At 70.7% G+C, this 13,117-nt stretch carries 11 protein-coding genes and 3 pseudogenes; 8 read left to right on the plus strand and 6 right to left on the minus strand.

The genetic code is table 11. The features are described from left to right. The first annotated feature begins 112 nt into the window (after window positions 1-112). Together STRCI_RS35130 and cobT are read left to right on the plus strand one after the other, a co-directional pair. The gene (locus STRCI_RS35130) at window positions 113-514 is read left to right on the plus strand and encodes a putative zinc-binding protein (RefSeq protein ID WP_269663008.1); all 402 of its coding nucleotides are present in this window, start codon (window positions 113-115) and stop codon (window positions 512-514) included. Between the two features lie 323 nt (window positions 515-837). Beyond that, a pseudogene (cobT, locus tag STRCI_RS35135) lies at window positions 838-2,034 on the plus strand (nicotinate-nucleotide--dimethylbenzimidazole phosphoribosyltransferase); the annotation flags it as partial. Window positions 2,035-2,459: 425 nt separating this feature from the next. Here the strand turns inward: cobT and STRCI_RS35140 are convergent. The 3 genes from STRCI_RS35140 to STRCI_RS35150 all read right to left on the minus strand — a co-directional run bounded on the left by STRCI_RS35140 (window position 2,460) and on the right by STRCI_RS35150 (window position 5,987). Beyond that, the gene (locus STRCI_RS35140; RefSeq protein ID WP_269663009.1) at window positions 2,460-3,167 is read right to left on the minus strand and encodes a helix-turn-helix transcriptional regulator; all 708 of its coding nucleotides are present in this window, start codon (window positions 3,165-3,167) and stop codon (window positions 2,460-2,462) included. Between the two features lie 70 nt (window positions 3,168-3,237). Beyond that, window positions 3,238-3,612 (minus strand): hypothetical protein, encoded by a 375-nt coding sequence (locus STRCI_RS35145; protein WP_269663010.1) that lies wholly within the window; start codon window positions 3,610-3,612, stop codon window positions 3,238-3,240. Then, window positions 3,609-5,987 (minus strand): nitric-oxide reductase large subunit, encoded by a 2,379-nt coding sequence (locus tag STRCI_RS35150; RefSeq protein ID WP_269663011.1) that lies wholly within the window; start codon window positions 5,985-5,987, stop codon window positions 3,609-3,611. Before STRCI_RS35150 ends, STRCI_RS35145 begins: the two co-directional genes overlap by 4 nt. Window positions 5,988-6,478: 491 nt before the next feature. Between STRCI_RS35150 and STRCI_RS35155 the strand changes: the two genes are divergently transcribed. Then, complete coding sequence (locus STRCI_RS35155; protein WP_269663012.1) at window positions 6,479-6,841, plus strand: hypothetical protein; 363 nt, start codon at window positions 6,479-6,481, stop codon at window positions 6,839-6,841. Further along, window positions 6,838-7,021 (plus strand): annotated as a pseudogene (locus STRCI_RS35160) (nucleotidyl transferase AbiEii/AbiGii toxin family protein); the annotation flags it as partial. The gene STRCI_RS35155 and the pseudogene STRCI_RS35160, both read left to right, overlap by 4 nt. Before the next feature lie 113 nt (window positions 7,022-7,134). On the opposite strand, the gene STRCI_RS35165 reads toward STRCI_RS35160, so the two are convergent. Both STRCI_RS35165 and STRCI_RS35170 read right to left on the minus strand, forming a co-directional pair. Beyond that, the gene (locus STRCI_RS35165; protein WP_269663013.1) at window positions 7,135-7,776 is read right to left on the minus strand and encodes a uridine kinase family protein; all 642 of its coding nucleotides are present in this window, start codon (window positions 7,774-7,776) and stop codon (window positions 7,135-7,137) included. A gap of 458 nt (window positions 7,777-8,234) precedes the next feature. After that, window positions 8,235-8,768, minus strand: coding sequence for an SRPBCC family protein (locus tag STRCI_RS35170; protein WP_269663014.1), 534 nt, complete (start codon window positions 8,766-8,768; stop codon window positions 8,235-8,237). A 134-nt stretch (window positions 8,769-8,902) separates the two neighbouring features. On the opposite strand from STRCI_RS35170, the gene STRCI_RS35175 reads away from it, so the two are divergent. The 3 genes and pseudogenes from STRCI_RS35175 to STRCI_RS35185 form a co-directional block, all read left to right on the plus strand. Next, window positions 8,903-9,826 (plus strand): helix-turn-helix domain-containing protein, encoded by a 924-nt coding sequence (locus STRCI_RS35175; RefSeq protein WP_269663015.1) that lies wholly within the window; start codon window positions 8,903-8,905, stop codon window positions 9,824-9,826. A gap of 154 nt (window positions 9,827-9,980) precedes the next feature. Further along, complete coding sequence (locus tag STRCI_RS35180) at window positions 9,981-10,949, plus strand: SMP-30/gluconolactonase/LRE family protein (RefSeq protein ID WP_269663016.1); 969 nt, start codon at window positions 9,981-9,983, stop codon at window positions 10,947-10,949. A 124-nt stretch (window positions 10,950-11,073) separates the two neighbouring features. Then, window positions 11,074-11,226 (plus strand): annotated as a pseudogene (locus STRCI_RS35185) (carboxylesterase family protein); the annotation flags it as partial. Window positions 11,227-11,417: 191 nt separating this feature from the next. Here STRCI_RS35185 and STRCI_RS35190 read toward each other — a convergent pair. Then, entirely contained in the window at window positions 11,418-11,864 is a 447-nt protein-coding gene (locus tag STRCI_RS35190) for a hypothetical protein (RefSeq protein WP_269663017.1), read from the minus strand. Between the two features lie 819 nt (window positions 11,865-12,683). Here STRCI_RS35190 and panD point away from each other — a divergent pair. After that, window positions 12,684-13,103: an aspartate 1-decarboxylase gene (panD, locus tag STRCI_RS35195; RefSeq protein ID WP_269663018.1), complete on the plus strand. Its 420-nt coding sequence runs from the start codon at window positions 12,684-12,686 to the stop codon at window positions 13,101-13,103. Window positions 13,104-13,117 lie beyond the last annotated feature (14 nt).

Raw genomic sequence — 13,117 nt, forward strand, 5'->3', positions numbered from 1 at the left:
GGCATGGACCGAACGGCCCTGGTCGGGGCCCTTGGGCCCATGTCCCCTCACCGCCGTCCGGCCTACGCTCGAACGGACCTACCGCTCTTGTCGTGAGGCTTGTGAGGCTCCCGTGAAACGCCGCCGTGATCTGCCGCTCGTCTACTCCTGCTCGGGTTGTTCGAGCGCGGCCCAGATGACCAACTGGATCGCCATCCAGCTCGACCGGCGGGGCATCGCCGAGATGTCGTGCATCGCCGGTGTGGGCGGAGACGTGCCGAGCCTGGTCCGCAAGGCGCGGAGCGACCGGCCGGTCATCGCCATCGACGGGTGCGTGCTGCAGTGCGCCCGCAACTGTCTTGCCCGGCACGGTGTGACGCCCGCGGTGCACCATCTGCTCAGCGACGACGGGGTGCGCAAGCGGCTGGGGGAGGACTTCGACCCGGAGCAGGCGGAGGAGGTGCTGGACGGGCTGATCGCCCGGATCGCCGAGGAGACCGCGAGCGACAGCGCCCCGCCGCAGCCGACCGCCTGAAGCGGGGAGCGAGGGCGGGGCCGCCCGGCGACCAGGGCCTTGTGGGGCCCTCACCCGGGCCTGGTGGTCCGGTGAACGCTCCGCGCCCGGCATGGCAGGATGCCCCGTGACGGTGCGGAGGAACTCCGGTGCGGGCCCCATGGGTCCAAGTCCGGGGCGGGCCCGCCACTGTGACCGGGGAGCTGCCTCCCACTGATGGCCACTGGCAGTCGGCGCGAGCCGGCCGCTGGGAAGGCCGGGAGACGGCGCCGGTGCCCGTGCGGTACGAGCGGGGCGCCGAGAGCCGGGAGCCAGGACATTCCGGCCGTCCCGCAGCCAGGCACTTCCCGCCCGGGCGCGGCCTGTTCACGGCGGCGTGGAGAACCGCCGACAGCGGAAGGACTCCCTTCGTGGTGCCCTCGTACGGCTCCGATCCCACCCCTCGCACTGCTGCCGCCCCCGCCGTCGGCGCGCTGCTGGAACGCACCCTGGCCGCCATCGCGCCCGCCGACTCCGGCGCCGCGGCGGCGGCCCGTGACCGCCAGAACAACCTGACCAAGCCGCCCGGCTCGCTGGGCCTGCTGGAAGACGTGTCGGTCCGGCTCGCGGCCCTGGCGGGAACCTGCCCGCCGCCGCTGCCGGAACCCGCCGCGGTGGCCGTCTTCGCCGCCGATCACGGTGTCCACGCCCAGGGCGTCAGCGTCTGGCCGCAGGAGGTGACGGCGCAGATGGTCGCCAACTTCCTCGCCGGCGGAGCCGCCGTGAACGCCCTGGCCGCCCAGGCCGGAGCCGGGGTGGTCGTGGTGGACATGGGTGTCGCGACTCCGGTGCCCGCCACGGATGTCGACCCGGGCCGGCTGAAGAACCACCGGGTCCGCAGCGGGACCGCGGACATGACACGCGGTCCGGCCATGAGCCGGGACGAGGCCCTGCGCGCCATCGAGGCCGGGATCCAGGTCGCCGATGAACTCGTCGACGACGGCTGCCGCTGTCTGCTCACCGGCGACATGGGCATCGCCAACACCACCGCGTCCGCGGCCCTCGTCTCCGTGTTCACCGGCACGGATCCGGAGGAGGTCACCGGGCACGGCGCGGGAGTCGACGACGCGACGCGACGGCACAAGGTGGGCGTGGTGCGCACGGCTCTCGACCACAACCGGCCCGATGCGCAGGACCCGGTCGGCGTGATGGCGGCGGTCGGCGGCCTGGAGCACGCGGCGATCGCCGGGTTCGTGCTGGGCGCCGCCGCCCGCCGGGTGCCGGTGATCCTGGACGGGGTGATCGCCTCGTCGTCGGCCCTGGTGGCGGCCGCGCTGTCGCCCGAGGCCGTCTCCGCCTGTGTGGCCGGACACCGCTCGGTCGAACCCGGCCACACCGTCGCCCTGTGGCAGCTCGGCCTGCGTCCCCTGGTCGACCTGGAGCTACGGCTCGGCGAGGGCACGGGCGCCCTGCTGGCGCTGCCGCTCGTCCAGGCGGCGGCGCGCGCCCTGCGTGACATGGCCACCTTCGACTCCGCGGGGGTGTCGGACGAGCAACTCTGAATCATCCGGCCGGAAGGCCGGACCCTAGTCGTGCGCCCCGTCGCACCGAGTGGGCCGACCTGCCCCTTCCGGTAAGGCCGTTGGGCCCTGTTCGGCGGGCCGGGCGAGGACCGGAAGGCCGCGCCCGCGGGACCGTTCGACCCAGGCGGCGGGGACTGCGGTACGGCGATGATGATCTCCGACCGGCCGGGAGCGACACGGACCGTCACGTCCCGCCGAGCACCTGGACCTCGTGCGCTCACGAACCACGGCGGGCGCGGCGTGCTCCCGGCCCGGTCACCATCCGGTCGTCCCACCGTCATACCGGATGGCCACCGTCCGCCACGTCCCGGCGCCCGGCACCCTCGCTACAGACTGGCGGGCGGGGTACCCCGGTCGCCTCGGGGCGTGGCGGGCGCGGTGGTGCTGGGGGCAGGAGCGGGGTCTCAGGCCGCGCCGGTGCGCCGCAGGGTCGCCACGCACAGGTGCGGGGTGACGAAGGGCTGGAGGCTCGTCGCGTCGAGCGGGGCCCGCAGCGTCTCGACCGTGCCCTGCATCAGGCCCAGGTGGATCGCGCAGACGATGTCCGGTCGGCGCTCGGCGACTTCACGGAACGGACAGTGGTGCAGGTTGAGCCGTCGTTCGGCGTGCTCGGCCCCTGACGCCTCATCCTCCGCCTCCGTCACGAAGCCCATGTCCTCCAGCACCGCCACCAGTTGGCGTTCCCCCTCCTCGGCGCTGACGCGCTCGGTGGGGGCGGGTGCGTCGGCGAGGTAGGAGCCCCAGGAGTGACCGGCGCGGGTGGCGGCGGCCACCGGATCCGAAACCGAGTCGGCGACGACCCCGAGCAGGATGTCGGAGAGCAGCCGGAAACTGCGGGAGCCGTCCGGCCCTTCGTCGGCGACGGCCGAGTAGACCACCTTCGGCCGCCCCGGCTCGCTCCGCGGTACGGTGCCCCGGGCCGCGGTGCCTTCGGCGACCAGCGCGTCCAGGTGGAAGCGGGCGGTGTTGAGGTGGACGCCGACGCGCTCGGCCACGTCGGCCACGCTCACCGGGCTGTCCGTGTCGCGCAGCGTCTGGAGGATGGCGGCGCGCCGTCCCCGCTGTGCCGGAGCGCCGGTGCCGGGGTCAGTGAGCTGTCGCCGTGGGGTCATACGGGGATGATACAGGCAAAGGGGTTAGAAACAGGAAGGTCCTGTTTCTAACCCCTCGGTGCGCGCCTGCTCACTCCGGCGGCGAGACCTTCGCCTGCCGCAGCCGTCGGCCCAGCAGGGCGAGGAGCGCGCCGTGCGGGACGGACACCGCCACGAGGAGCGCGATCTCCGCCGGCGCGTGGTGGCGTATCGCCTCCGCCGTCGCCAGCACGATCGCGACCACGGAGACGAACAGCGAGACGGCCCGGTGGAAGTGGTGCACCTCCGAGTGCGGCCACTCGTCCGGCCGGACCGGCTCCGGGGTCTCATGGACCGACCGGTGGTATCCGGTGAAGATACGGGACTCCCAGGCGCCGGTGCTCTGCCGGCCGTAGATGTCGAGGCCGATCACGACCAGCAGGAGCACCGTCACATACCCGGCGGCGAGCAGTGTCTCCCCGCTCACGGGGCCACCGCCTCGGCGGGCGGCGGCTCCGGGGCCGGCGGCTCGGGGGCCGGGTCAGGGGCAGGGTCGGGTCCCACCTCCGTGAACAGCAGGGTCTGTTCGGCGTCCTCGGGCCGCCTGGTCGGGCCGCGGCGGTGGCGTACGCCCAGCCAGCACATCCACAGCAGCGGCAGGACGCCGCCGACCAGGAACACCACGTCCCCGGGCAGCCGCAGCCACTCCAGGAACACATTGGTGTCGCCCTGGAGGTAGCCGAGGCTGCGGGCGTCGGCGTAGCCGCTCTCGACCACCTTGTAGAGCTGGAGGGCGCCACTGGGCAGCAGTGTCGCGAACGACATCCAGGCCAGACCGAGGTTGAGCGACCAGAACGCCAGCCGGGGCCAGCGGTCCGACCACCTGTTCTCGGGGATGAGGTAGCGCAGCGCGAACACCGCGAAACCGACCGCCAGCATGCCGTACACGCCCATCATCGCGGCGTGTGCGTGGTTGGCCGTCAGACCGGTGCCCATCTCGTAGTAGGAGACGATCGGCAGGTTGACCAGGAAGCCGAACACCCCGGCGCCCAGGAAGTTCCAGAAGCCGACCGCGGCCAGGAACATGACCGCCCACCGGTGCGGGAACGGTGTGTCCGAGGGACTGCGGCGGCGGGCGCCGATCTGCAGGAAGCCCCATGCCTCGACGGTGAGGAAGAGCAGCGGCACCACTTCGAGCGCGGAGAACGTCGCGCCGAGCGCGAGGTGTTCGGCGGGCTCGCCCGAGAAGTACAGGTGGTGCATGGTGCCGATGACCCCGCCCGCGCCGTACAGCACGATGTCGAGGAAGATCACGGACAGCGCCACCCGCTCGCGGACGACGCCCAGCAGTACGAAGAGATAGGCGACCGTCGCGGTGGTGAAGAGCTCCATGAAGTCCTCGACCCACAGGTGCACCACGATGAAGCGCCAGAAGTCGGCGGCGGTGAACTGGGTGTCGGGACTGGCCAGCAGGCCGACCGCGTAGAACGCGGGCAGCGCGAGCGCGGCCAGGAAGAACAGCCACGGCATGTTGGCGACGCTCTCTCCTTGGAGCCGGCGGCGCAGTCCGCGGAACAGAATGACCACCCAGATCACCATGCCGATGGTCAGCAGGACCTGCCACAGCCGCCCGAGATCCAGGTACTCCCAGCCCTGGTTGCCCAGCACGGCCCACAGATCGCCCAGCCAGCCGCGCTGCCCGGCCAGTTCGCCCAGCAGACTGCCGACGACCACGACGACCAGCGCGCTGAGCAGCAGCCTGGTCAGCAGGGCCTGCTTGCGCGGCTCCCAGCCGCGGGCGATCAGCGGGGCGATGAAGATGCCGATGGCCAGGAAGGAGGTGACCACCCAGAAGATCGACAGCTGGGTGTGCCAGGTCCGGGCCAGGTTGTACGGCAGCCAGCGGTCGAGCGGGATACCGAAGAAGCTGCTGAGATCGGCCCGGTAGTGCTGGGCGGCCGAGCCCAGCAGCACCTGGGCCAGGAACAGTGCGGCCATCACCAGGAAGAACCAGGCGGTGGTGCGCTGGGCCGGGGTGAGCCGGACCCGGTCGGGGGAGTGGAAGCGCAGTTCCCGCTGGTCGCGGTGGTGCCAGCCGAGGAAGTTCCAGCGCCCGAACGCGGCGAACAGCGCACCTGCCCCGGCCAGCAGGAAGATCAGCGACAGAACGCTCCAGGTCACGGTGTGGCCGGTCGGCTCGTTGTCGACCAGGGGCTCCGAGGGCCAGTTGTTGGTGTACGAGTAGTCATGGCCGGGGCGTTCGGCTGCGGCGGTCCACGCCGTCCAGCCGAAGTAGGCCGTGACGTCGTGGATCTCGTCCGGGTCGGTGATCGCGTCCGGCTTGAGTCCCTGCTTGCCGTCGGGGCGGCCGAGGATGTCGCGGTAGTGCTCCCGCAGTTCGGTGAAGGCGGCGGCCTGCGCCTCGCTCCACTCCAGGGTCCCGGTGCCGTCGTCGTAGCGGTTGGTGCGGTAGTCCTCGACCGTACGGCCGGAGGCGTCCGCCGACTTGGCGCCGCCGTAGTACTCGCGCACCAGTGTGGCGCTGCGGTTGAGGTAGTCGGCCGTGAAGTCCGGGCCCAGATAGGCGCCGTGGCCGTAGATCGAGCCGTACTGCATCAGGCCGGTGCGCAGGAACACCTTCTGGCCGTCACGGACGTCGTCACCGGTGAAGACCACCTCGCCGGAGGCCGAGACCGTGCGGTCGGGGATGGGGGGCTGGGCCTGGTAGGTCCGGATCGCCAGGAAACCGAGGACGAAGAACCCGCCCAGCGTGACCAGGATCGCCGCCTGGACCCATCCCCGCGCGATCATCCGCTGCCGCTTGCCCGCCGGAGGCGCTCCCCCTGTCGGTGCTGCTCCCATATGTCATGCCCTTCTCAAAAACGGACGCCGGATGAAGTGGCGTCCGGTCTTGGCGGAAGAGTAGTACCAATGGAAGTTGTTATTTAATGCAGCCCCTCGTCTAAATCGGGGCACGGGGCGAGGCCTGGGCAAGGCTGCGGCGATGGTCACGAACCCCTTCGAGGCCGGTTGCGTAGGCTGGCGTCGGCCGCTTACGGTTCAGTGTTTGGGTGTTTGTGCAGGTCAGCGTCGGGCGCCGGAGCGTCCCAGCTTGCTGACCAGCCGGCCGCCATGACGGGAGACCTGGACACACAGGTGAGTGGGCGGTGTTCGGGGCCGAAGAGGCCTGCTTCATGGATGCCGCCTGCCCCTCCGGCCGCGACCTCGCCCGGCCAGGTGTGCTTCTCGTCCACTGCGCCTGCGCCACGGGGCGGGCGACGCTCGACCCGTACGTACGACAGGGGAGCCTCGTATCCGCCCTGCCGCCGCCTCCCAGCAGCGATATTGGATGCATGGACCCGACGATCACCGTCCCCCGCGCCGAGGTACTGCGGGACCGCTACCGCAGCCGGCTGCCCGAGCGTTTGCGGGAGCTGGTCGGACCCGTCGAGGGCGACGTGGACCTGCCGCTCCACATCGTCTGGTCAGGGCGGACGAGCTACAGCCTGGACCGTCCGAAGTCCCGCATGACGCTCTACCGGACCGTCCTTGCCGAAGGGCTGAGTGAGGACCTGGTGGCCCTCCTGCACCACCGCCTGCTCACCGAGCAGTGGCCCGTGCTGCGGCGCCTGATCAGTCCTTACATCCGCGAGGTCTGGGAGGACGCCTTCCCCGAGCTGCTCCGCACCGCTCCCACTGGCACGACCGCCGCGTGAAGCTCACTCCGCTCCACGAGCGTCTCCTCGCCGACATCCTCGACCTCGGTTCCCCCTACCCTCTGGTCCTCACCGGTGGATACGCCGTGCAGGCTCACGGCCTGGTCGAACGCTTCAGTCGTGACCTCGACGTCGCCACGGAAAACCCCACTCCGATGCAGGAGATCGTCGCCTCACTCACGAGCACAGCCGCTGCCACGGCTCTGCGGGCTGTTCGGCGCCGGGGCTTGAGCCGTGTTGCCGGAAGCGTGATCACGCGGCGTCCTTCGCCGGGGCCGGTGCCCCCGGGCACGTCATAGCGCGAGCGCAGGGATGCCGGGGGTACGGGTCACACCGCACACCCCCTGTGCCCGCGAGGGCGCCGCAGGCGGCGGCGCGAGGGCCGGCCCGATCAGCGGCATGACGGCCGTCAGCATCTCCGCCTCGCTCGCGGTCCCGTCCACGACCAGATCGGCCGCTGCCCGGGAAGGCGCGACGTGGGCTGCGTGGCGGTCCCTGCCGGTCTGCAGATAGTTGCGCAGGGACAGCCGGGGGTCCTGCCGCTGCACCTCGATCTTCCGGAGGATCTTGCGGGCCAGGCGTATGTCGTCGGGGGTGTCGACGTACACCCGCCAGGCCGCCCGCCGGACCACGGACGGCAGTGACAGCGCGAACAGGCCCTCGACGACCACCAGCAGCACGCCGGGGCGCAGCAGCGCCGCGTCGATGGCGTCTGTCACCGCTGTCTCGTCGATCGACCCCGGATGGTTCCAGTCGAGGATGGCGTGCCCGTCGGCACTGACCGTCCACACACCCCTCAGGGGGTCGTGCGCGGGCACGTAGTAGTCGTCCAGATGGACCAGGGCCACGCTCTCGGGACACTGCAGCGACAGGGCTTCGGCAAGGGTGGACTTGCCGGATGCGGTGCCGCCTGCGACCGCCAATACACCCGTCATACCGGGCGCTCCTCATGTGCTCAAAGGGGATAAACGAAGCGGCCGGACAAGCCGGGTGCAGGGACTGTACGGCGGCCTGATCGCCCATGGCAAGCAGGGAAATGCGGCCCGGCTCAGCGGAGGCCAGGACCGCGACCTTCGGTCGACCTGCGCGCCGGCCCCGGCGATGCCGCAGACCTTCGGAGCGGCGTAACGGCCCCCGGCCCCCGGGCGCCGGGTGCACGAGCAGCGGCCGCAGCAGCCCAGCGTCCGCGCGGCGCGAGGCCGAGGGCAGACTCCACGTTCAGCGCCTCGCGCAGCAGTTGCCGGGCGTGCTCGCGCACAGGGCCGGCCCCATCGGCGCAGCGGATCACGACCAACGGCAACAGACCGGGGTGTCGGACGCCCTGGGCGGGCCTCGTGCTACCGATCCTCACCTCGCCTGACGAGACGTCAGACAGGTCAGCGTCCACCCAGCATCAGTCCCGCACGTTCCTGCTCTCGGGTGGCCGGCGATCCGCGGCGATCCATTGGGCCAGGGACGCCCGGGTGGTTTCGACGCTGTCTTCCATATAGCGGCGGAGCGCGTCCAAGTCGGCGCGGGTCGTGCCGAGGACCGGGTCGAGGCGCAGGAGCTGCCAGGACTGCTGGACGAGCGTGCCGTCACCCTGGGGACGCAATGTCCAGCCCCACTGCACGATGCCGTTCTCGCGGCCACCGACGACGAAGCAGAAAGCGGTCGGGGGGTCGGCTCGCACGACTTGGGAGCGGGTGGTCCACTCTCTTCCGTCCTTGCGGTTGCGCCCGCTGAACCAGGCGCCGACGCTCGGGCCGGCGCCGTGATCGTAGGCGACGTCGCTCGCATTGGGGCTCCAGCGGCCGATCGCCGACACGTCGCTGACCAGTTCGTAGACGCGGTCGGGCGCGGCGTCGACCCACGCCCGTCTGGTGAAGGCGAACTCTGATGCTGCCAGAGCCTCGAAGGGCTCCAGCCTCCTGGTGGTGGCGCTCAAGACATCCTCCTGGGTGCGGGGGTGGATCGGAGGTGCCCAGTTCACAGAAGGTGCGGCCCGGCAGCCAGACCCGCCCGTGGCTATCCCCGGAGGGGGCAGGCACGGCGCTGTCGAGCGGGTCGATACTCGGAGCCATGAACGGTCAAACACGGCTCGGAGGCTTCCTGAGGACGCGGCGTTCTCAGCTGCGCCCCGCGGATGTCGGAGTACGCACCTACGGGGAGCGCCGGCGTGTTCCGGGGCTGCGACGTGAGGAGTTGGCGCTGTTGGCGGGTGTGAGTGCCTCCTACTACACGCGGCTTGAGCAGGGTCAGTCGCAGAGGGCCTCACCCGAGGTACTGGACGCGATCGCCCGGGCCCTGCGGCTCGACGAGTCCGAGCGGCTGCACCTGCACGACCTGGCCCAGGCGGACCGGGACCGCCCCCGGACCCGGCGGCCCACGCCGGAGCGGGTGACCGAGGCGACGCGTCAGTTGCTGGAGGTACTGGAGGACGTTCCCGCGGTCGTGCTCGGCCGGCGCAGTGACGTTCTGGCATGGAACCGTCTGGGCCACGCGCTGTTCGCCGGACACCTGGATCCCGATGCCCCGCAGAGTGCGGGTGGGCGTCCCAACATGGCCCGACTGGTGTTCCTCGACCATCACACCCGCGGGCTGTACGCGGACTGGGCCGGCAAGGCCAGGGCGGTGGTGGGGAACCTGCGGCTCGTGGCGGGACAGCACCCGCAGGACAGCGCGCTGCACGCACTGGTGGGCGAACTGGGCTCGAAGAGCACCGAGTTCGCGTCGATGTGGGCCGACCACCGGGTCAAGCCGTGCACCGTCGCGGCCTACGAGATGCGGCACCCACTGGTCGGCACTCTCACCGTCATCCAACAGACCCTGGGGCACGGGGTCGGCCCCGTCGTCGTCGTTGCCACCACGGAGAAGGGCTCACCCTCGCGTGCCGCACTGACTCTGCTCGCCCAGGCCACCGCACCGTCCACCACCCCGCCCACCACGCAAGGTCCCCTCCCCGCCCGGCCGGCGCGGCCGGGATCTCGGGTGCTCACCGACTGACACCCGCACATTCAGCGACCGTGCACCCGCGCGCGTCCGCACCGCCGGGCACCGCACACCAGCCGCTGACGACCGTAGTTGCACGGTTGTCCGGTCCGGCTTGCCTTCCCCAGCCCAGCCGACACGCGCGTTGGCCACATCCAGTGAAGGAACCATGTCCAAGAAGCTTCTCAGGCTCACGGCGGCCGCAGCCGTCCTTCTCGCGGCCACCGCCGCTGCGCTCAGCCCGGCGGCCTCGGCCTCGACCACAGCCGCACCGCAGAGCGTCCCGCGGGTGTCCGTGCACTTCGACCTGGCCAAGGGCCAGACGCCGGAGAACATAGCCCTGGCACCCAACGGGGACGCCTACCTCACCTTCGCCGCGGGTCGGCAGATCGCCAGGGTCTCCCGCGACGGCACCACCCGCATACTGGCCACCCTGCCCGAGCCCGACGACGGCGGCATCCACACCCCGGTGCTGGGCTTCCCGTTGACGGTCGGCATCGTTCGCGCGCACGACGGCACGCTGTACTTCCTCTACGCCACCGGCACGCCCGACCTGACCGGCGTGTGGCGCCTGCGCCCCGGCGGCAAGCCGCAGCGGATCGCCGCGCTCCCCGCGAACGGCCTGCCCAACGGCCTGGCGCTGGACGCACGCACGCGCATGCTCTACATCACCGACTCCGTACTCGGCACCATCTCGCGTGTGCCCACCACCGGTGGCGCCCCCACCATCTGGTCCGAGGCACCCGAACTGGCCTCCACCGGCTTCCTCGGCGTCAACGGCCTGAAGATCCACAACGGTGCCGTATGGGCCACCAACCTCGACAGGGGCACCATCCTGCGCATCCCCATCCGCCCGGACGGTCGTGCCGGCCGGGTCGGGACCGAGGCGACCGGGCTGCAGGGGATCGACGACTTCGACTTCACCGGCCGCGGCGAGCAGCTGCTGGCCACCCTGAACGGCACGAGTGAGGTCGCGCTGGTCAAGCCCGACGGCGGGCACTCCATCGTGCTGACCCAGGCCGACGGACTGCAGAACCCCACGTCCGTCGCCGTGCGCGGGGACACCGTCTACGTCACGAGCGCCGCCTACCTGACCGCCGAGGACCCCAATCTGATCCGCCTCCGGCTGGGTGGCTGAGCGGCCCGGGCGCTGACTGGACCTGCTCGACGCAGACGGCCGTGTCCTCGGTGAGTGGCCGTCCCGCCATGCCCCGAGCCCTCCCAGAACACCAATATCCACCGTACGGCTGCACGGGCCGATCATGCCCACCGTGCATGGCGGAGGCTTCGCGGCCGGATCCAACAGCGCACCGCTCTACGACGGTACGGCCTTCGTCCGTGACGGCGTGGTCCTGGTCACTGTCAACCACCGCCTCGGCATCCCGGGCTTCTTCCGCCTTCCGGACGCGCCCGGCAACCGCGGGCATGTCCGACGTTTCGCCAATGACTCCCACAGCTACGAAGCGTTCGAGTTCACCGACCCGGACCACCTTGTCCGCGCCGGCCACCAGGCCGTCGCAGGATCCCGCACCGCTGGGCTCTTCGCGACGGGGCCTCGCAGAAACCAGGCTCGCGATCCGGCCCGGCTCCAGAGCGGCATGTCAGCTCAGAGCCCCTGCCCGGTTCTCTGTTCGCACGCGGCCAACACCAGGCAGAGCAGGTTGCTCTGGTCGTCGAAGATCTCGTATCCGGTGACGTACTCCGCATCGTGCACGGGGAAGACGAAGGCGTTCGCACCGGTTTCCCGGTCCAGCACCACCTGCGTCCAGTTGTCCGGTCGGTGACGCGGCCCTCTGTCTCGAATGTCACTTCGCGCGTCCCGGACGAAGGAGGGCACGTCGTCCACGTGCGGGAGCGACGCGCGCATGGCCTCATCACCCCACAACACGGCGTAGTCCTCGATCAGGTGGACGTCGTGGTAGCCCGGGACGTTCCAGTCTGCCGCCTCGATCCGGGAGGACTCGGCCAGCGGCATCACGAGCATGGTGACGGTGAGCCAGAGTGCATCGGCGTCCTCGCCGTGCGGGGCGTAGGCGCAGGAGCCCACGTACACCGGATGGCTGCCTGCGGGGATTCGATGGCAGAACCCGCCCTCGGTGCGCCCGGGGTCTCCCAGGTGACCGGGCTGTTCACCATGACGAGATCACCAGCGTGGTCGAACCACGTGGGCCTGGACGCGACGGAGTACGCCGACGGGGCGGGCGCGTACTTGTCGGCCAAGCGCCACAGAAGTGGCTCCAATTCCATGGGATCGTGCCCTTTCTGCCGCTTGTTCCTCGTAGCGTTCGGCTCTGCCACCAAAGGGTCATCCGCGCGACGTCGGCGGTCGTCGTCCTCAACATGCCGTATGTGGGTTCGGCGCTGACGCCAGGTCAGAGGCGGAAGACTGAAACCGTATCCCTCTCGTCGGCTGGCCGTTCCTCCCGGCGATCGTCATGAACCCGGGACGCGCATGCGCTGTCGTCACTGGGCGCCGGCTGTCGAATGGTTCCGATTGGCGGTGCTGTCGCAGGTCAGGGCTCTGACTCATGAGATCGGGTACTACACGGAGCCGATTCAAGGATCTTCCTGCGGACCCAGGTCGACGTGGAGGTGGACCTCGGGGACGCCCGGCACGGTTTCAAGGAGGGCCGAGGCGGAGGTCACGGCGGGGCCCCGGGAGCCGCCGACCGTGTGAGCTCCTCGCGACTCCCGCATGCACCTGGTCGGTGGCGTCGCAACAGCCTCATCGGCACGGACCCCAGGCGGGGAGCACTTTCCCCGGTGAGAAGCGATATTCGTCACAATCATCGACTTCGAGGCGCCCGTATAGACTGAAGACCGCCCTTGACCTGCACAAAGCAGGCAGGGAGCCGTCTTCCAGGAGTTCAACATGCTGCGCACCATGTTCAAGTCCAAGATCCACCGTGCCACCGTCACCCAGGCCGACCTGCACTACGTGGGATCGGTGACCATCGACGCGGACCTGCTCGACGCCGCCGATCTGCTGCCCGGCGAGCTCGTGCACATCGTCGACATCACCAACGGGGCCCGGCTGGAGACGTACGTCATCGAGGGCGAGCGCGGCTCGGGGGTGATCGGGATCAACGGTGCCGCCGCCCATCTCGTCCACCCCGGCGACCTGGTGATCATCATCAGTTACGCTCAGGTCACCGACGCCGAGGCACGCGCGCTGAAGCCGCGGGTCGTGCACGTGGACCGCGACAACCGCATCGTGGCCCTCGGCGCCGACCCCTCCGAGCCGGTGCCGGGCTCGGACCAGGAGCGCAGCCCGCAGGCCGTACCGGCCTGACCGAACCAGACGGA

Origin of the sequence: Streptomyces cinnabarinus, assembly GCF_027270315.1 — a bacterium.
GTDB lineage: Bacteria > Actinomycetota > Actinomycetes > Streptomycetales > Streptomycetaceae > Streptomyces > Streptomyces cinnabarinus.